Origin of the sequence: Escherichia marmotae, from assembly GCF_002900365.1 — a bacterium.
GTDB classification, from domain to species: Bacteria; Pseudomonadota; Gammaproteobacteria; order Enterobacterales; family Enterobacteriaceae; genus Escherichia; species Escherichia marmotae.
This window is the reverse complement of sequence record NZ_CP025979.1, coordinates 2,593,605-2,612,216: the sequence shown is the minus strand read 5'-3', so window position 1 is coordinate 2,612,216 and position 18,612 is coordinate 2,593,605. Positions and strand designations below refer to the sequence as shown.

The window sequence follows — 18,612 nt, the reverse complement described above, 5'->3', positions numbered from 1 at the left end:
GCGTGTCTGCAATTATAAGGGAAAACGATGAAGAATAAGGCTGATAACAAAAAAAGGAACTTCCTGACCCACAGTGAAATCGAGTTACTCCTTAAAGCAGCAAATACCGGGCCTTATGCTGCACGTAATTATTGTCTGACTTTACTTTGTTTTATTCATGGCTTCCGGGCGAGTGAAATTTGTCGATTGAGAATTTCAGATATTGATCTTAAGGCAAAGTGTATATATATCCATCGATTAAAAAAAGGCTTTTCAACGACACACCCGCTCTTAAACAAAGAAGTTCAGGCTTTAAAAAACTGGTTGAGTATGCGTACTTCTTATCCACATGCTGAGAGCGAGTGGGTGTTTTTGTCACGCAAGGGGAATCCTCTTTCTCGTCAACAGTTTTATCAAATCATCTCTACTTCAGGTGATAATGCTGGATTATCACTAGAGATTCATCCTCACATGTTACGTCATTCATGTGGTTTTGCTTTGGCGAATATGGGAGTAGATACACGGCTTATCCAGGATTATCTTGGCCATCGTAATATTCGTCATACTGTCTGGTATACCGCCAGTAATGCAGGGCGTTTTTACGGTATCTGGGATAGCCCCAGAGGTCGGCAACGCCATGCTGTTTTATAAAAACGGATGAGATACCATGGATGGTGTTAAAAACCACATTATTCTTACGATGTATCAATAATAATTAACCATTTATTAATTGATGTTATTGTAAGTATAATCATTAATTATCAGAATAAACATTGGTTTAACCGCAGCCATACAAACCACAATGGTTTTATTTTTTTAAAATAAACAAACAAAATCATTCATAAATTTACACATCACCTAAGTTCTTACCTCATTGTGTTTTTTTCTTTATTTTTTTAAGCAACTGGAAGTTAATTCTGTTTACTCTATTGTTATATTGAATTAAATCAATGAAAATAGATTTTGTCACATCAGTGATATTTTATTTTTGTATGATATTTAATGTGAACGTCTGATAATCGCTCAATGTCGTGTGTGATTATCTTTTTATCTATTGGGCTAATTTTAACCGATTGAGGTTTTCCTATAGGTATTCATTCAAATATAACCCAGTTCAGGAGTACTACTATTGTGAGTAAACGTCGCTATCTTACCGGTAAAGAAGTTCAGGCAATGATGCAAGCGGTTTGCTATGGGGCAACGGGAGCCAGAGATTATTGTCTTATTCTGTTGGCATATCGGCACGGGATGCGTATTAGTGAGCTACTTGATCTTCATTATCAGGATCTTGATCTCAATGAAGGCCGGATAAATATTCGTCGGCTGAAGAACGGATTTTCTACTGTCCATCCACTACGTTTCGACGAGCGTGAGGCTGTAGAACGCTGGACCCTTGAACGTTCTAACTGGAAAGGTGCTGACCAGACCGATGCCATATTTATTTCTCGTCGTGGAAGCCGACTTTCTCGCCAGCAGGCCTATCGCATCATTCGTGATGCGGGTGTTGAAGCTGGAACCGTGACGCAGACTCACCCTCATATGTTAAGACATGCTTGCGGTTATGAACTGGCCGAGCGCGGTGCAGATACTCGTTTAATTCAGGATTATCTGGGGCATCGAAATATTCGCCATACTGTGCGTTATACCGCCAGTAATGCCGCACGTTTTGCCGGATTATGGGAAAGAAATAATCTAATAAATGAAAATTTAAAAAGAGAAGAGGCTTAATGTAACCTATTGATAAAAAAATAAAAAATTAGATTAATACAAGACAATTGGGGCCAAACTGTCCATATCATAAAAAAGTTTTGTGTTTTTTCTCAAGCATAAAAATATAAAAAATCGACGAAAACCAGCTAACCATTTGATATGTAAATTATTTCTCTTGTAAATTAATTTCACATTGCCTCCGCGTTACGTAAAGATAGCGTTTCTGACTCTCGAAGCAACTTCCTCATTCTTCTCTTCAAAAACCACCTCAGATAGCATAAAAATCTATAAAATCAATTAAATAAAGTTCATTAATCCAACGAATAAACTAAATAAGTAAGCGAGCGATGCTTTCCTCTATGAGTCAAAATGGCCCCAAATGTTTCATTTTTTGGGGGAAAACTGTGCAGTGTTGGCAGTCAAACTATCTATCTGAACAAAGTGTACAGAACGACTGCCCATGTCGATTTATACGTAGATTTAAAAAGGAAAGCAGTATGAAAATTAAAACTCTGGCAATTGTTGTTCTGTCGGCGCTGTCCCTCAGTTCTACAGCGGCTTTGGCCGATACTACTCCCACGACGGTAAATGGTGGGACCGTTCACTTTAAAGGGGAAATCGTTAATGCTGCTTGTGCGGTTGATGCTGGTTCTGTTGATCAAACCGTTCAGTTGGGCCAGGTTCGTACTGCTACTCTGAAGCAGGCTGGAGCAACCAGCTCTGCTGTCGGTTTTAACATTCAACTGAATGATTGCGATACTGCTGTTGCAAGCACAGCCGCTGTTGCCTTCTTGGGCACAGCGATTGACAGCACTAATCCTAAAGTACTGGCTCTGCAGAGTTCTGCTGCAGGTAGCGCAACAAACGTTGGTGTGCAGATCCTTGACAGAACAGGCAATGCGCTGACGTTGGACGGTGCGACATTTAGCGCACAAACAACCCTGAATAATGGCACCAACACCATTCCGTTCCAGGCGCGTTATTATGCAACGGGTGTCGCAACCCCGGGTGCTGCTAATGCGGATGCAACCTTCAAGGTTCAGTATCAATAATCCACTCAGGTTTTAGGGAAATAATTATGGGCAAGGATGCCCGCCCCCTGCGCGATAAAAATAACGATGAAAAGGACGAAATTATTTCTAGTAGCGTCGTTACTGCCGATGTTTGCACTGGCCGGAAATAAATGGAACACCACGTTGCCCGGTGGAAATATGCAATTTCAGGGCGTCATTATTGCGGAAGCTTGCCGGATTGAAGCTGGTGATAAACAAATGACGGTCAATATGGGGCAAATCAGTAGTAACCGGTTTCATGCGGTAGGGGAAGATAGCGCCCCGGTGCCGTTTGTTATTCATTTACGGGAATGTAGCACGGTGGTGAGTGAACGTGTGGGCGTGGCGTTTCACGGTGTCGCTGATGGCAAAAATCCGGATGTGCTTTCTGTGGGTGAGGGGCCGGGAATTGCAACCAATGTTGGTATTGCCTTGTTTGATGACGAGGGAAACCTCGTACCGATTAATCGTCCACCAATACACTGGAAACGGCTTTACTCAGGCGCGACTTCGCTACATTTCATTGCTAAATATCGCGCAACAGGGCGTTGGGTTACTGGCGGCATGGCTAATGCTCAGGCCTGGTTCTCCTTAACCTATCAGTAATTGTTCAGCAGATATTGTGATAACAGGAACAGGACAGTGAGTAATAAAAACGTCAATGTAAGAAAATCGCAGGAAATAACATTCTGCTTACTGGCAGGTATCCTGATGATCGTTGCAATGATGCTTGCCGGACGCGCTGAAGCGGGAGTGGCATTAGGTGCGACTCGCGTAATTTATCCGGCAGGGCAAAAACAAGTTCAACTTGCCGTGACAAATAATGATGAAAATAGCACTTATTTAATTCAATCATGGGTAGAAAATGCTGATGGTGTAAAGGATGGTCGTTTTATCGTGACGCCACCTCTGTTTGCGATGAAGGGAAAAAAAGAGAATACCCTGCGTATTCTTGATGCCACAAATAATCAATTGCCGCAGGATCGGGAAAGTTTGTTCTGGATGAATGTAAAAGCGATTCCGTCAATGGATAAATCAAAATTGAACGAGAATACGTTACAGCTCGCGATAATCAGCCGCATTAAACTCTATTACCGCCCGGCTAAATTAGCGTTGCCACCCGATCAGGCCGCAGAAAAATTAAGATTCCGTCGCGGCACAAATTCTCTGACGCTGATTAACCCGACACCCTATTACCTGACGGTAACAGAGCTTAATGCCGGAACTCGGATTCTTGATAATGCATTGGTGCCTCCAATGGGCGAAAGCACGGTTAAATTGCCTTCTGATGCCGGAAGCAGCATAACTTATCGAACAATAAATGATTATGGTGCACTTACCCCAAAAATGAAGGGCGTAATGGAATAACGCAGGGGGAATTTTTCGCCTGAATAAAAAGAATTGACTGCCGGGTGATTTTAAACCGGAGGAATAATGTCATATCTGAATTTAAGATTTTACCAGCGAAACACGCAATGCTTGCATAATCGTAAGCCTTGTCTGGCTGGTTTTTTTATCCGGCTCTCTGTTGCCTGTGCATTTGCTGCACAGGCACCTTTTTCATCTGCCGAACTCTATTTTAACCCGCGCTTTTTAGCGGATGATCCTCAGGCTGTTGCCGATTTATCGAGTTTTGAAAATGGACAAGAATTACCGCCGGGAACGTATCGTGTCGATATCTATATGAATAATGGTTATATGGCAACACGAGATGTCACGTTTAATACGGGGGAGAGTGAACAAGGGATTGTCCCTTGTCTGACACGCGCACAACTCGCCAGTATGGGGCTGAATACGGCCTCTGTTTCCGGTATGAATCTGCTGGCGGCTGATGCCTGCGTACCATTAACTTCGATGATCAATGAAGCCACTGCGCATTTAGATGTTGGCCTGCAGCGGCTTAACCTCACGATCCCGCAGGCATTTATGAATCAGCGTGCGCGTGGCTATATTCCACCAGAGTTGTGGGATTCAGGTATTAATGCCGGATTACTCAATTATAACTTCAGTGGAAATAGTGTGCAGAATCGGATTGGGGGTAACAGCCATTATGCATATTTAAACCTGCAGAGTGGGTTAAATATTGGTGCGTGGCGTTTACGCGACAATACTACCTGGAGTTATAACAGTAGCGGCAGTTCATCAGGTAGCAAAAATAAATGGCAACATATCAATACCTGGCTTGAGCGAGACATAATTCCGTTACGTTCTCGCCTGACGTTGGGCGATGGTTATACCCAGGGCGATATTTTCGATGGTATTAACTTTCGCGGCGCACAGTTGGCCTCAGATGACAATATGTTACCCGATAGCCAGAGAGGATTTGCCCCGGTGATCCACGGTATTGCACGTGGTACTGCACAAGTATCTATTAAACAGAACGGGTATGACATTTATAATAGTACGGTGCCACCGGGGCCTTTTACTATTAATGATCTCTATGCTGCAGGTAATAGTGGTGACTTGCAGGTAACGATTAAAGAGGCCGACGGCAGCACACAGATCTTTACCGTACCCTATTCGTCAGTACCGCTCCTGCAGCGTGAGGGACATACACGTTATTCCATTACGGCTGGAGAGTACCGCAGTGGTAATGCGCAACAGGAAAACCCCCGCTTTTTCCAGAGTACGTTACTCCACGGCCTCCCGGCTGGCTGGACAATATACGGCGGTACTCAACTGGCGGATCGTTATCGTGCTTTTAATTTCGGTGTCGGGAAAAACATGGGGACATTGGGGGCTATGTCCGTAGATATGACGCAGGCTAATGCCACACTTCCCGATGAAAGTCAGCATGACGGACAATCAGTGCGTTTTCTTTATAACAAATCGCTCAATGAGTCAGGCACGAATATTCAGTTAGTGGGTTACCGCTATTCGACCAGCGGATATTTCAATTTCGCTGATACAACATACCGCCGAATGAATGGCTACAACATTGAAACGCAGGATGGTGTTATTCAGGTTAAGCCGAAATTCACCGACTATTACAACCTCGCTTATAACAAACGCGGAAAATTACAACTTACTGTCACTCAGCAAGTTGGGCGCACATCAACACTTTATTTGAGTGGTAGCCATCAGACTTATTGGGGAACGAGTAATGTCGATGAGCAATTCCAGGCCGGATTAAATACCGCATTCGAGGATATCAACTGGACGCTCAGCTATAGCCTGACGAAAAACGCCTGGCAAAAAGGACGAGATCAGATGTTGGCTCTTAACGTCAATATTCCTTTCAGCCACTGGCTGCGTTCTGACAGTAAATCTCAGTGGCGACATGCCAGTGCCAGCTACAGCATGTCACACGATCTCAATGGTCGGATGACCAACCTGGCCGGTGTATACGGTACGTTGCTGGAAGACAACAACCTAAGCTACAGCGTACAAACCGGATATGCCGGAAGTGGCGATGGGAATAGCGGAAGTACAGGCTACGCAGCGCTGAATTATCGCGGCGGTTATGGCAATGCCAACATAGGTTACAGCCATAGCGATGATATTAAGCAGGTCTATTACGGAGTCAGCGGTGGGGTATTGGCCCATGCCAATGGCGTAACGCTGGGGCAGCCGTTAAACGATACGGTTGTGCTGATTAAAGCGCCTGGAGCAAAAGATGTAAAAGTCGAAAACCAGACAGGTGTTCGTACCGACTGGCGCGGTTATGCCGTGCTGCCTTATGCCACTGAATATCGGGAAAATAGAGTGGCACTGGATACCAATACCCTGGCTGATAACGTCGATTTAGATAACGCGGTCGCTAACGTTGTTCCCACCCGTGGGGCAATCGTGCGAGCAGAGTTTAAAGCGCGCGTTGGGATAAAACTACTCATGACGCTGACCCACAATAATAAGCCGCTGCCGTTTGGTGCGATGGTCACATCAGAGAGTAGCCAGAGTAGCGGCATTGTTGCGGATAATGGCCAGGTTTACCTCAGCGGGATGCCTTTAGCGGGAAAAGTTCAGGTGAAATGGGGAGAAGGGGAGAATGCTCACTGTGTCGCAGATTACAAACTGCCACCTGAGAGTCAGCAGCAGTTATTAACCCAGCTATCAGTTGAATGTCGTTAAGGGGGCGTGATGAAAAGCAAACCTTTTTATCTTCTGTGCGCTTTTTTGTGGCTGGTTGTCAGTCACGCTTTGGCTGCGGATAGCACGATTACTATCCGCGGCTATGTCAGGGATAACGGCTGTAGTGTGGCAGTTGAATCAACCAATTTTACCGTTGATTTGCTGGAAAATGCGGCGAAGCAATTTAACAACATTGGGGCGACGACTCCGGTCGTTCCTTTTCGTATTTTGCTGTCACCCTGTGGTAATGCCGTCTCTGCTGTAAAGATCGGATTTACCGGTGTTGCAGATAGCCATAATTCCAACCTGCTTGCACTTGAAAAGACTGTGTCAGCGGCTGCGGGACTGGGAATACAGCTTCTGAATGAGCAACAAAATCAGATACCACTTAATGCCCCATCGTCCGCGATTTCGTGGACGACCCTGACGCCGGGTAAACCAAATACGCTGAATTTTTACGCCCGGCTAATGGCGACACAGGTGCCTGTCACTGCGGGGCATATCAATGCCACGGCAACCTTCACTCTTGAATATCAGTAACTGGAGATGCTCATGAAATGGCGCAAACGTGGGTATTTATTGGCGGCAATGTTGGCGCTCGCAAGCGCGACGGTACGGGCAGCCGATGTCACCATTACGGTGAATGGTAAGGTCGTCGCCAAACCGTGCACAGTTTCCACCACCAATGCCACGGTTGATCTCGGCGATCTTTATTCTTTCAGCCTGATGTCTGCCGGAGCGGCATCGTCCTGGCATGATGTTGCGCTTGAGTTGACGAATTGTCCGGTGGGAACGTCCAGAGTCACCGCCAGTTTCAGCGGGGCGGCTGACAGCACCGGATATTATAAAAACCAGGGAACCGCGCAAAACATCCAGTTAGAGCTACAGGATGACAACGGCAACACATTGAACACCGGCGCAACCAAAACTGTTCAGGTGGATGATTCCTCTCAATCTGCGCACTTTCCGTTGCAGGTCAGAGCATTGACGGTAAATGGTGGTGCCACCCAGGGAACCATTCAGGCAGTGATTAGCATCACCTATACCTACAGCTAACCCGAAGAGATGATTGTAATGAAACGCGTTATTACCTTATTTACTGTACTGCTGATGGGCTGGTCGGTAAATGCCTGGTCATTCGCCTGTAAAACCGCTAATGGTACGGCTATCCCTATTGGCGGCGGCAGCGCCAATGTCTATGTTAACCTTGCGCCCGCAGTGAATGTGGGGCAAAACCTGGTTGTGGATCTTTCGACGCAGATCTTTTGCCATAACGATTACCCGGAAACCATTACAGACTATGTAACACTGCAACGAGGTTCAGCTTATGGCGGCGTGTTATCTAATTTTTCCGGAACCGTAAAATATAATGGCAGTAGCTATCCTTTTCCTACCACCAGCGAAACGCCACGCGTTGTTTATAATTCGAGAACGGATAAGCCTTGGCCAGTGGCGCTTTATCTGACGCCTGTCAGCAGTGCGGGCGGAGTGGCGATTAAGGCTGGTTCATTAATAGCCGTGCTCATTTTGCGCCAGACCAACAACTATAACGGCGATGATTTCCAGTTTGTCTGGAATATTTATGCCAATAACGATGTGGTGGTGCCTACCGGTGGTTGTGATGTTTCTGCGCGAGATGTCACCGTCACTCTGCCGGACTACCCCGGCTCGGTGCCGATTCCTCTTACCGTTTATTGTGCGAAAAGCCAAAACCTGGGGTATTACCTTTCAGGTACAACCGCAGATGCGGACAACTCGATTTTCACCAACACGGCGTCGTTTTCGCCAGCACAGGGCGTCGGCGTGCAGTTGACGCGCAACGGTACGATTATTCCAGCGAATAGCACTGTGTCATTAGGGGCAGTAGGGACTTCAGCGGTAAGTCTTGGGTTAACGGCAAATTACGCACGTACTGGAGGGCAGGTGACTGCAGGTAATGTGCAGTCAATTATTGGTGTGACTTTTGTTTATCAATAAAGAAATCACAGGGGTTGCCAATGCGAGTACGCAATATTTGCCTGATGGCTATCAGGCTTACAAAACCTGTATGTTAGCTTTTTGTAGGCCAGATAAGACGCGCCAGCGCCGCATCTGGCATAAACAAGGCGCACGTTGCCAACCATCCGAACTGAGCCTGCCAATGGCAGGCTCTGATATTCCTTTACGCCACCATACTGATAATCAACACAATAATCAGCCCAACCACGGAGTTGACCAGCTCCAGCAGACCCCAGGTTTTCAGGGTGTCTTTTACTGACAGATCAAAATAACCTTTGAACAGCCAGAAAGAGGCATCGTTAATGTGGGTGAGGGTGTTGGAACCCGCGGCAGTTGCCAGAACCAGCAGCGCCGGATTTACACCAACCAATTGACCGGTTGCCGGATCAAGAATTGCGGCACTGATAATCCCGGCGGCGGTCATCGCTGAAACGACACCCTGACCAGTCGCCAGACGAATCAGCACGGTGATCAGCCACGCCATGATGTATGGAGAAATGTTGCCGTGCGACATCAGCATGCCGATGGTGTCACCAATGCCTGTGTCGATAATGGTTTGCTTCAGCACGCCGCCTGCACCGATGATCAGAATCACCATCGCAATACTTTTTACCGCGCTTTCAAAGGCGTTCATCACCCACTGCATGTCGTGGCCGCGTGCGGTGCCAAAGAGTACGAACGCAACCACCATCGCGATAAACATCGCAATTGGGGAGGAACCAATAAAGTTAACCACTTCCCATGCCGGTGTGTCTTTTACTAACCAAATATTAGCGATGGTGGTGGAGATCATAATGATCGCCGGGATCAACGGCACAAGAATGGAAATGCCGAAAGAGGGCAGGTTATTCATATCTACCGGTTGATCCGCTTTCAGGAATGACGGCGTTGGGCGCTCAAGATTACCGAGAAACTTCGGCAGGATCAGCCCCGCACAGATAACGCTGGGAATAGTCACCAGCACGCCATAGATGTAAACCATCCCCATATCTGCGCCGTAAGCATTGACCAGCGCCACCGGACCCGGCTGCGGTGGGTACAGTGAATGTGCGGTGGTTGCAGCCGCTACTGCCGGGATAGCCAGTTTCAGGAAGGGAATTTTAGCTTCGGCGGCAATCACGATCACCAGCGGTGCCAGCATGATAAAGGCCACTTCATAGAACATCGCCAGACCGAAAATCAGGCCGATGATGATCACCGATATCTGAACATAGCGCAGGCCGAGACGCGCCAGCAGCGTGTGCGCTATCTGGTGAGCCGCACCAGAGTCAACCATCAGCTTACCGATGACCGCACCGAACACCACGATGATCGCCAGTTCCCCCAGCGTGTTGCCAAAGCCCGCTTTCATGGTGTGCAGCAGCGACATCAGATCCATACCCGCCAGCATCCCAACGGACAACGCTGCCACCAGCAAAGCCACCATCGAGTTGATCTTGAACTTCAAATTCAGTACCAGCATCAGGCCGATGCCGAATACCACCCAAAGAATGTTAAGCACATGCATAACGTTTTACCTTATCTGGTTGAACCATTGCTATTTTGGGCGACATGTTATGCAAATTGGTCAACCATTGTTGCGATGAATATCACATCCCCCGATCAATAACCGCTGAATACCCTTTGCTGTAATTTGCATCAACCTGTGTGAGAGTGGATTTCTTGTGATGTGGTTAACCAATTTTAGAATTCGGGTTGACATGTCTTACCAAAAGGTAGAACTTATACGCCATCTCATCCGATGCAACGCCACGGCTGCGGTCTGGTTGTTCATCCGGATACCTAAACAACTCCGGGGTTCCGCGTCTCTTCGCTGTGGAACCTGCTATGTGAAAGAGGAAATATCATGGAACAGACCTGGCGTTGGTACGGCCCTAACGATCCGGTTTCTTTAGCAGATGTCCGTCAGGCGGGCGCAACTGGCGTGGTTACCGCGCTGCACCATATCCCGAACGGCGAAGTATGGTCCGTTGAAGAAATCCTCAAACGCAAGGCTATCATTGAAGACGCGGGCCTGGTGTGGTCTGTCGTGGAAAGCGTGCCAATTCACGAAGACATCAAAACTCACACTGGCAACTATGAGCAGTGGATTGCTAACTATCAGCAGACCCTGCGCAACCTGGCGCAGTGCGGCATTCGCACCGTGTGCTACAACTTCATGCCGGTTCTCGACTGGACCCGTACTGACCTCGAATATGTGCTACCGGACGGCTCCAAAGCACTGCGCTTCGACCAGATCGAATTTGCTGCATTCGAAATGCACATCCTGAAACGTCCAGGCGCAGAAGCGGATTACACCGAAGAAGAAATTGCTCAGGCAGCAGAACGCTTCGCCACCATGAGCGATGAAGACAAAGCGCGTCTGACTCGTAACATCATTGCGGGTCTGCCGGGCGCGGAAGAAGGCTACACCCTCGATCAGTTCCGTAAGCACCTGGAACTGTACAAAGATATCGACAAAGCCAAACTGCGCGAAAACTTTGCTGTCTTCCTGAAGGCGATCATTCCGGTTGCGGAAGAAGTTGGCGTGCGCATGGCTGTTCACCCGGACGATCCGCCGCGCCCGATCCTCGGCCTGCCGCGCATCGTTTCCACCATTGAAGATATGCAGTGGATGGTTGACACCGTAAACAGCATGGCGAACGGTTTCACCATGTGTACCGGTTCTTACGGCGTGCGTGCTGACAACGATCTGGTTGATATGATCAAGCAGTTCGGTCCACGTATTTACTTCACCCATCTGCGTTCCACCATGCGTGAAGAAAACCCGAAAACCTTCCACGAAGCGGCGCACCTGAACGGTGACGTTGATATGTACGAAGTGGTGAAAGCGATCGTTGAAGAAGAGCACCGTCGTAAAGCGGAAGGCAAAGAAGACCTGATCCCGATGCGTCCGGACCACGGTCACCAGATGCTGGATGACCTGAAGAAGAAAACCAACCCTGGTTACTCCGCTATTGGTCGTCTGAAAGGCCTGGCCGAAGTTCGCGGTGTCGAACTGGCGATCCAACGGGCTTTCTTTAGCCGTTAATACTCACCGGCATGGCTTCGCGCCGTGCCGGTTCCTTCTTCCTTGCCGTCACTCTCTGAAGACGGATTCTGGAGTTTACGATGACTACTATTGTTGACAGCAATCTGCCGGTTGCCCGCCCGTCATGGGATCATTCTCGTCTGGAATCACGCATTGTGCATCTCGGTTGCGGGGCGTTCCACCGCGCGCACCAGGCGCTGTATACCCACCATTTGCTGGAAAGCACCGACAGCGACTGGGGGATCTGCGAAGTTAACCTGATGCCAGGTAACGACCGCGTGCTGATCGAAAACCTGAAAAAACAGCAACTGTTGTATACCGTGGCGGAAAAAGGCGCAGAAAGCACCGAGCTGAAAATTATCGGTTCGATGAAAGAAGCGCTGCACCCTGAAATCGACGGTTGCGAAGGCATTCTGAACGCGATGGCGCGTCCGCAGACGGCAATTGTTTCCCTGACGGTCACGGAAAAAGGCTACTGTGCCGACGCGGCAAGCGGTCAGTTGGATCTCAATAACCCGCTGATTAAGCACGATCTGGAAAACCCGACCGCGCCGAAGTCTGCAATTGGTTACATCGTAGAAGCCCTGCGTCTGCGTCGTGAAAAAGGGCTGAAAGCTTTTACGGTGATGTCTTGCGACAACGTGCGTGAGAACGGTCATGTGGCGAAAGTCGCAGTACTGGGACTGGCTCAGGCTCGTGATCCGCAACTGGCGGCATGGATTGAAGAGAACGTGACTTTCCCGTGCACAATGGTTGACCGCATTGTTCCGGCGGCTACTCCTGAAACATTGCAGGAAATTGCTGACCAGTTGGGCGTTTACGATCCGTGTGCCATTGCCTGCGAGCCGTTCCGTCAGTGGGTGATTGAAGATAACTTCGTCAATGGTCGCCCGGACTGGGATAAAGTCGGCGCACAGTTCGTTGCGGACGTTGTTCCGTTCGAAATGATGAAACTGCGTATGCTTAACGGCAGTCACTCTTTCCTGGCGTACCTCGGTTACCTCGGTGGTTATGAAACCATCGCTGATACCATGACCAACGCGGATTATCGCAAAGCGGCCTTTGCTCTGATGATGCAGGAACAAGCGCCGACGCTGTCGATGCCGGAAGGTACAGACCTGAACGCGTATGCGACGCTGCTGATCGAGCGTTTCAGCAACCCGTCTCTGCGTCATCGCACCTGGCAGATTGCGATGGACGGCAGCCAGAAGTTGCCGCAGCGTCTGCTGGATCCGGTTCGCTTGCATTTGCAAAACGGTGGTAGCTGGCGTCATCTGGCACTCGGTGTCGCGGGCTGGATGCGTTACACCCAAGGGGTTGATGAGCAAGGCAACGCCATCGACGTGGTCGACCCGATGCTGGCGGAGTTCCAGAAGATCAACGCGCAATATCAGGGGGCGGAACGTGTGAAAGCTCTGCTGGGTCTGAGCGGTATTTTTGCCGATGATCTGCCGCAGAACGCGGACTTTGTTGGCGCGGTGACGACTGCATATCAGCAACTGTGCGAACGTGGTGCGCGTGAGTGCGTGGCTGCTCTGTAACTGACTGATTACCCTACAGACTGACTGGTCAATCAAATTTATATTTGGTTGACCAGTTTTCGTTTTTTTGCCCACCTGTACGTGCCAACTTCCAGTGCAAATGGTATAGTTTGAGATTAACGGGTGCCGTAAAATTGCCCGTTGTAGGCCGGATAAGGCGTTCACGCCGCATCCGGCAAAAATTTGATTAACCGCACCTAACGGACACAACACCATGAAATCTGCCACCTCTGCGCAAAGACCTTACCAGGAAGTCGGGGCAATGATCCGCGATCTGATCATTAAGACGCCGTACAATCCTGGCGAACGGCTGCCGCCGGAGCGTGAGATCGCAGAAATGCTCGACGTCACGCGTACTGTGGTACGTGAAGCATTGATCATGCTGGAGATCAAAGGGCTGGTAGAAGTACGCCGTGGTGCCGGTATCTATGTTCTTGACAGTTCCACCAGTAAGAGTGCGGACAGCGCAGATGTTAACGCCTGCAACGACGCTGGTCCTTTTGAGCTGTTACAGGCGCGCCAGTTGCTGGAGAGCAACATAGCCGAGTTTGCCGCCTTGCAGGCAACACGGGAAGACATTGTGAAAATGCGCCAGGCATTGCAGCTTGAAGAACGCGAACTGGCTTCCAGTGCGCCGGGCAGCAGCGAAAGCGGTGACATGCAGTTTCACCTCGCCATTGCCGAAGCAACCCATAACAGTATGCTGGTGGAGTTGTTCCGTCAGTCCTGGCAGTGGCGGGAAAACAATCCGATGTGGATCCAGTTGCACAGCCATCTGGATGACAGCTTATACCGCAAAGAGTGGCTGGGCGATCACAAACAGATCCTCGCGGCGTTAATCAAAAAAGACGCCCGTGCGGCGAAGCTGGCAATGTGGCAGCATCTGGAAAATGTGAAACAGCGTTTGCTGGAATTTTCCAACGTCGATGATATCTATTTTGATGGTTATCTCTTTGACTCCTGGCCATTGGATAAAGTTGACGCCTGACCCTTATTTCTGGTGCAAAGTTGAGCTGCTTTGCACCGGGTCTTGTAGCCATGTAATAACATATATTATTAATAATAAACTATGAGTAATTTAATAATTATTTATTACATATCTTTTATAAATATTATATCTCTATTTAAATCTGAGTAATCATTCGGAATAATCAAAATATATTGATTTGTTTCTATCTGATTTAGTGATTTTTATCAAATTATATCTTTTTAAATAAAAAGTAAGTGGATCTTCATTTCTGTTCAGGGTCTTATACTTCGCGGGCAAGAATTAGGCCTGTATCAGTCACGGACGTAATGAGCAAAAAGGAATGACTATGGAAAATGAGCATCAACTCAGTGGTATCCTGCCATCAGGGCAAGATATCGATGCCGCTAAACGTCAGGAGTGCGCAAAATGATGCGCCAATTACTTCAGACCGTATTACCTGAAAAAACAGGAAGCAATACATCATTGCTGCGTGATTCCGTATGCCAGGATCTCTTTCAACTTTTTAATTCTCCTCATTCACCGCTACCAACATTACTTGTTTCTGGCATGCCTGAGTGGCAAGGGCATAATAAGTGCGACAAACGTCTCCAGAGTTGGTATTGCCGCCAGTTGCGTTCCGCTCTTTTATTTCATGAACCACGTATTGCAGCATTGCAGGTGAGTCTGAAAGAAGTATATTGCTACGATCTGGCAATCAGTCTGGAGATGATGCTGTACCACGACGATGAACCGCTAACATTGGAATTGATCTGGCAGCATGGCGGTTGGTGCAGTGCGATGTTGGGGAAAGTCAGCTAAATACAATCTCCTGCGTTTTACTCAGTCAGCCACCCGTGCGGGCATTCTACGTCTATTCGGGCGGCTGACAACCGCTTATGCAGTTTCAAACGTTCCTTTCACACACGCCTTGCCGTCTTTGACCATCAGTTTGCCGCGAGCGTATACCTGCGCAATGCGCAGCTTCGGTGTCAATACCAGCAAATCCGCGTCATTACCTGGCAGGATTTCACCTTTCCCGGTCAGGTTAAGGAAACCGGCTACGCTACTGGTGAGCGGGCGCAGGGCATCGCTGATACTGAAACCGTAGTCTTTAACCAGCACCTGCACGGTTTCCAGCAACGTCTCAAAACCCGCAACGCCGATATGGGTTAAATTCCCTTCGTCGTCGAAGAAGGGTTGGCTGCCGTTGCCGTCAGAGCTAAGGGTGACGCGTGCTAGCGGAATACCCGCCTGAACGGCGCGGGCAATACCTTCGGCAGGGGCGACCGGTTCGTCAATGCTGCTGGTAATGTCGATGGTGCCACCCTGGCGCGCGAACTCCAGCGCCTGCTCAAACAAAGGCACGTTGCGGTTAACATGCGTCGGCAGCAACTTACTGATTGGCACATCGCAGTTTTCCAGGAGGTCATAGATGGGCTGTAACGCCTTTTTGCTGTCGCCCATGTGGAACACGGTGACGCCAGGCTTACCGCCGAGCAAGCCACCAACGCGGGATTCTGCTGCCATATTGGCCAGATGGTAAACATCCGGCGCGGCAGAGCGGTGATCAGAGATGGCACATTTCACGCCAATCACGCGATCGATAATCGCCACATCCTTTTCCACAGAACCCGTAATGGTGCGGGAAGGTACATGATAAGCACCGGTCAGCATCCAGGCGCTGATGCCTTCTTCATTGAGTGCTCGGGTCTTGGCGAGTAAGGATTCCGGATGGCGAGAGATAGAGTCAGTGCCCAGCAGGCCAACTACCGACGTGACGCCCGCTTCCGTCAGGCGGCTTAATGCCACTTCCGGCGTGCGTGTTGTGGGGCCAGCTTCACCGCCGCCGCCAATCAAATGGACGTGTTGATCAATAAAACCCGGACAGAGGATCTGCCCGCTGAGATCGACAACCGTGCAGTCCGGTACGATGTCAGAAGGGATATTGCTGGCAACGGCGATAATCTTGCCGTTAGCGATTAACACATCGCAAATACCCCGATCCTCCGGCGCATACAAATGCGCTCCCTGCAACAGGGTAAAACCGGCTGCGGAATAATCAATCATGGTAACTCCTTGTTAAACAATAAGCTGCATAACCCAAATCGACAGCAATGCGTTAATCACGCAGACCGTAATGATATGCGGGTAATATTTGGCATTCACTTCGGCTGTCTCCAGGCAGCGACCGACATTTTGCACCGGGTTGCCCATTAAATACATCGCGAGCAGTAAAACGGTGACATCATGATCGGTTAATGCGCCTGCGGTCGCCTGGCTGGCAGCAACGCCGACCGCGTCGTCCATACTCATCAACGTGGCTAAAAGACAGTTGCCGCTTCACCGGGCATTCCCACAACGTTTTTGTGACCGTGTGTTGCTACGTGTTTTTTGCAGAGTGGAAAAATAGGATTGAGTTGCAGAAAATTCATAAACACAGTGACAATAACGATGAGTAAGTAAAGGCAGAAAATACAAGGATGAATGCAAAATGGCAAAGTACAGTGAAAAAGATCTGGCGGATACGAGTAAGTTTTTAAGTTTTGTCCTCCGACATAAACCAGAGGCGATTGGCATCGTGCTGGATCGTGAAGGGTGGGCGAATATCGATAAGCTCATACTCTGTGCACAAAAAGCGGGCAAGCGGTTAACGCGTGCATTACTGGATTCCGTGGTCGCCACCAGTGATAAGAAGCGCTTTAGTTATTCCAGTGATGGTAGGTGTATTCGTGCTGTTCAGGGGCATTCGACTTCGCAGGTCGCTATTGCCTTCACCGAAAAAACACCGCCACAATTTCTCTACCACGGTACGGCAAGTCGTTTCCTTGAGGCGATAAAAAGTCAGGGATTAATTGCAGGGGAGCGTCACTATGTGCATCTCTCTGCTGATGAAGCGACAGCTCGCAAAGTAGGAGAAAGACACGGAACGCCGGTTATCTTAACCGTCAAAGCACAGGAAATGGCGAAACGAGGAATACCTTTCTGGCAAGCGGAAAACGGGGTCTGGCTGACATCAACTGTTGCGGTTGAGTTTCTTGACTGGCAAGGGAAACAGCCCTTATGAAGTCACCACTTGCAGCTTAAACAATTGCACTGTGCAGATCAGCGCCGCAATAAACAACGCCGCTGCGCCACAGAGAGTGGCACTGGCGAGAGCCGATGTTCCGTTGCCGAGCAAACTGGTCAGCGCCGGGCCAAGAATTTGCCCAATGCCGTAAATAAGCGTCACAAAGCCTAACAGGTTGAGGTTTCCCGGCACACTAAGCTGGCGGGCGATGGTCATCACCAGCGAGGTGGTACCCATAAAGGTGCCGCCAAATCCAACACTACTGATGATGAGTAATAAAGGCGAGCTGCTGGCGAGGGTTAACAGTACGCAGATCGCCTGCACCAGTAAGTTCGCTGTCAGGCAAGGTAACGCTCCCCAGCGTTTTGCCGCCCACAGCCAGCCAAAGCAACCCGGGACAATCGACAAGCCAACCAGCGTCCAGAGATGGGCGGTTAACAATGGCGAGCCTGCATCTTTCGCCATCAGCGGCAGATAAGTGGCGACGATGATATAACCAAAACCTGCCAGACCATACAGAATCGCCAGCAACCACCAACTCATCATCTGTTGATCGTTTTTTGCCAACGGCGCAGGCGCGATGAGGTGTTTTTTCGACGGGATCAATAGTGCCAGAACAATCAATATAATGGCAGAAAGCGCTCCGGCTCCTTGCCACAATGTTTGCGAGGAGAGGGTAAAATGCAGTCCCGCCAGCACATATTCATTGCCCAGCGCGATACCGACGCCAACGCCAGAAAACAGCGCCGCAAGCACAAAGGGATGGCGGGTATGTTGCATAATCAGCGTCGAGCCGAATATCAGCATTCCGGCGCTGGCGACGCCCGCCAGAAAGCGAATCAACAACACCAGAACAAAAGTCGGCAACCATGCCATCGCGAGGATCAATAATCCGGTTGCTAGGGCGCAAGCCAATAAAAACGGGCGCAGACGCGACGGCAGATGAAACGCGCCGAATGAAAACAGCATGCTGCCTGCCAGATACCCTGCGTAGTTGCCGCTGGCAATCCACGACAGTTCGCTAAATGAAAACGTTCCTTCCGCCAGCATGACAGGTAGCATTGGCGTATACAGAAAGCGGCCTAACCCCATCCCTAAGGTCAGAACCAGCATCCCGAAAAACGCGGTGCTGAAAGAGAAGCGTTCTACGGGATGCAATGAAGGGGACATGTTTTACCTTATTTGTATTTTTT

Annotated in this window: 17 protein-coding genes and 1 pseudogene; 14 read left to right on the top strand and 4 right to left on the bottom strand. The window is 49.1% G+C overall.

Annotated elements, in window-relative coordinates; translation table 11 throughout:
- Positions 1–27 precede the first annotated feature (27 nt).
- The 9 genes from fimB (at position 28) to fimH (ending at position 8,789) form a co-directional block, all read left to right on the top strand.
- Complete coding sequence (gene fimB / locus C1192_RS13425) at positions 28–630, top strand: type 1 fimbria switch DNA invertase FimB (protein ID WP_038354895.1); 603 nt, start codon at positions 28–30, stop codon at positions 628–630.
- Positions 631–1,110: 480 nt separating this feature from the next.
- Positions 1,111–1,707 carry a type 1 fimbria switch DNA invertase FimE gene (gene fimE / locus C1192_RS13420; protein WP_000044701.1) on the top strand — a complete coding sequence of 199 codons (597 nt, stop codon included), beginning with the start codon at positions 1,111–1,113 and terminating at the stop codon, positions 1,705–1,707.
- A gap of 479 nt (positions 1,708–2,186) precedes the next feature.
- Positions 2,187–2,741, top strand: coding sequence for a type 1 fimbrial major subunit FimA (fimA, locus tag C1192_RS13410; RefSeq protein WP_038354896.1), 555 nt, complete (start codon positions 2,187–2,189; stop codon positions 2,739–2,741).
- A gap of 66 nt (positions 2,742–2,807) precedes the next feature.
- The gene (gene fimI / locus C1192_RS13405) at positions 2,808–3,347 is read left to right on the top strand and encodes a type 1 fimbrial minor subunit FimI (RefSeq protein ID WP_000831509.1); all 540 of its coding nucleotides are present in this window, start codon (positions 2,808–2,810) and stop codon (positions 3,345–3,347) included.
- Between the two features lie 36 nt (positions 3,348–3,383).
- Positions 3,384–4,109: a type 1 fimbria chaperone FimC gene (gene fimC / locus C1192_RS13400; protein ID WP_001517673.1), complete on the top strand. Its 726-nt coding sequence runs from the start codon at positions 3,384–3,386 to the stop codon at positions 4,107–4,109.
- 66 nt (positions 4,110–4,175) lie between these two features.
- On the top strand, positions 4,176–6,812 hold the full coding sequence (gene fimD, locus C1192_RS13395; RefSeq protein ID WP_038354897.1) for a fimbrial usher FimD: 2,637 nt from the start codon (positions 4,176–4,178) through the stop codon (positions 6,810–6,812).
- Positions 6,813–6,821: 9 nt separating this feature from the next.
- Positions 6,822–7,352 (top strand): type 1 fimbria minor subunit FimF, encoded by a 531-nt coding sequence (gene fimF, locus C1192_RS13390; protein WP_000837649.1) that lies wholly within the window; start codon positions 6,822–6,824, stop codon positions 7,350–7,352.
- A gap of 12 nt (positions 7,353–7,364) precedes the next feature.
- Positions 7,365–7,868 carry a type 1 fimbria minor subunit FimG gene (fimG, locus tag C1192_RS13385; RefSeq protein WP_000872022.1) on the top strand — a complete coding sequence of 168 codons (504 nt, stop codon included), beginning with the start codon at positions 7,365–7,367 and terminating at the stop codon, positions 7,866–7,868.
- 18 nt (positions 7,869–7,886) lie between these two features.
- Positions 7,887–8,789: a type 1 fimbria D-mannose specific adhesin FimH gene (gene fimH, locus C1192_RS13380; RefSeq protein WP_001517674.1), complete on the top strand. Its 903-nt coding sequence runs from the start codon at positions 7,887–7,889 to the stop codon at positions 8,787–8,789.
- 184 nt (positions 8,790–8,973) lie between these two features.
- Here fimH and gntP read toward each other — a convergent pair whose 3' ends face one another.
- Positions 8,974–10,317, bottom strand: a complete 1,344-nt coding sequence (gene gntP / locus C1192_RS13375; protein ID WP_038354898.1) for a gluconate permease GntP — start codon at positions 10,315–10,317, stop codon at positions 8,974–8,976.
- 339 nt (positions 10,318–10,656) lie between these two features.
- Here gntP and uxuA point away from each other — a divergent pair, with 339 nt between their 5' ends.
- The 4 genes from uxuA to iraD all read left to right on the top strand — a co-directional run bounded on the left by uxuA (position 10,657) and on the right by iraD (position 15,171).
- Positions 10,657–11,841 (top strand): mannonate dehydratase, encoded by a 1,185-nt coding sequence (gene uxuA / locus C1192_RS13365; RefSeq protein ID WP_001517676.1) that lies wholly within the window; start codon positions 10,657–10,659, stop codon positions 11,839–11,841.
- 80 nt (positions 11,842–11,921) lie between these two features.
- On the top strand, positions 11,922–13,382 hold the full coding sequence (locus C1192_RS13360; protein WP_016262830.1) for a fructuronate reductase: 1,461 nt from the start codon (positions 11,922–11,924) through the stop codon (positions 13,380–13,382).
- A 214-nt stretch (positions 13,383–13,596) separates the two neighbouring features.
- Positions 13,597–14,370: a Uxu operon transcriptional regulator gene (gene uxuR / locus C1192_RS13355; protein ID WP_000833695.1), complete on the top strand. Its 774-nt coding sequence runs from the start codon at positions 13,597–13,599 to the stop codon at positions 14,368–14,370.
- A 408-nt stretch (positions 14,371–14,778) separates the two neighbouring features.
- Positions 14,779–15,171 carry an anti-adapter protein IraD gene (gene iraD / locus C1192_RS13350; protein ID WP_038354899.1) on the top strand — a complete coding sequence of 131 codons (393 nt, stop codon included), beginning with the start codon at positions 14,779–14,781 and terminating at the stop codon, positions 15,169–15,171.
- A gap of 75 nt (positions 15,172–15,246) precedes the next feature.
- On the opposite strand, the gene iadA is transcribed toward iraD, so the two are convergent.
- Together iadA and C1192_RS13340 are read right to left on the bottom strand one after the other, a co-directional pair.
- Positions 15,247–16,419, bottom strand: a complete 1,173-nt coding sequence (gene iadA, locus C1192_RS13345; protein WP_016249540.1) for a beta-aspartyl-peptidase — start codon at positions 16,417–16,419, stop codon at positions 15,247–15,249.
- A gap of 12 nt (positions 16,420–16,431) precedes the next feature.
- A pseudogene (locus C1192_RS13340) lies at positions 16,432–16,706 on the bottom strand (hypothetical protein); the annotation flags it as partial.
- 137 nt (positions 16,707–16,843) lie between these two features.
- Here C1192_RS13340 and kptA point away from each other — a divergent pair.
- The gene (gene kptA / locus C1192_RS13335; RefSeq protein ID WP_016249541.1) at positions 16,844–17,416 is read left to right on the top strand and encodes an RNA 2'-phosphotransferase; all 573 of its coding nucleotides are present in this window, start codon (positions 16,844–16,846) and stop codon (positions 17,414–17,416) included.
- Here the strand turns inward: kptA and C1192_RS13330 are convergent.
- Positions 17,411–18,589, bottom strand: coding sequence for an MFS transporter (locus C1192_RS13330; RefSeq protein ID WP_038354900.1), 1,179 nt, complete (start codon positions 18,587–18,589; stop codon positions 17,411–17,413). The two genes, kptA and C1192_RS13330, sit on opposite strands and share 6 nt — an antisense overlap.
- Between the last annotated feature and the right edge of the window lie 23 nt (positions 18,590–18,612).

Coding starts and splice junctions, on each gene's coding strand:
- fimB (WP_038354895.1), top strand. CDS start 28: ATGAAGAATAAGGCTGATAACAAAAAAAGGAACTTCCTGACCCACAGT.
- fimA (WP_038354896.1), top strand. CDS start 2,187: ATGAAAATTAAAACTCTGGCAATTGTTGTTCTGTCGGCGCTGTCCCTC.
- fimI (WP_000831509.1), top strand. CDS start 2,808: ATGAAAAGGACGAAATTATTTCTAGTAGCGTCGTTACTGCCGATGTTT.
- fimD (WP_038354897.1), top strand. CDS start 4,176: ATGTCATATCTGAATTTAAGATTTTACCAGCGAAACACGCAATGCTTG.
- fimF (WP_000837649.1), top strand. CDS start 6,822: ATGAAAAGCAAACCTTTTTATCTTCTGTGCGCTTTTTTGTGGCTGGTT.
- fimG (WP_000872022.1), top strand. CDS start 7,365: ATGAAATGGCGCAAACGTGGGTATTTATTGGCGGCAATGTTGGCGCTC.
- fimH (WP_001517674.1), top strand. CDS start 7,887: ATGAAACGCGTTATTACCTTATTTACTGTACTGCTGATGGGCTGGTCG.
- gntP (WP_038354898.1), bottom strand. CDS start 10,317: ATGCATGTGCTTAACATTCTTTGGGTGGTATTCGGCATCGGCCTGATG.
- uxuA (WP_001517676.1), top strand. CDS start 10,657: ATGGAACAGACCTGGCGTTGGTACGGCCCTAACGATCCGGTTTCTTTA.
- C1192_RS13360 (WP_016262830.1), top strand. CDS start 11,922: ATGACTACTATTGTTGACAGCAATCTGCCGGTTGCCCGCCCGTCATGG.
- uxuR (WP_000833695.1), top strand. CDS start 13,597: ATGAAATCTGCCACCTCTGCGCAAAGACCTTACCAGGAAGTCGGGGCA.
- iraD (WP_038354899.1), top strand. CDS start 14,779: ATGATGCGCCAATTACTTCAGACCGTATTACCTGAAAAAACAGGAAGC.
- iadA (WP_016249540.1), bottom strand. CDS start 16,419: ATGATTGATTATTCCGCAGCCGGTTTTACCCTGTTGCAGGGAGCGCAT.
- kptA (WP_016249541.1), top strand. CDS start 16,844: ATGGCAAAGTACAGTGAAAAAGATCTGGCGGATACGAGTAAGTTTTTA.
- C1192_RS13330 (WP_038354900.1), bottom strand. CDS start 18,589: ATGTCCCCTTCATTGCATCCCGTAGAACGCTTCTCTTTCAGCACCGCG.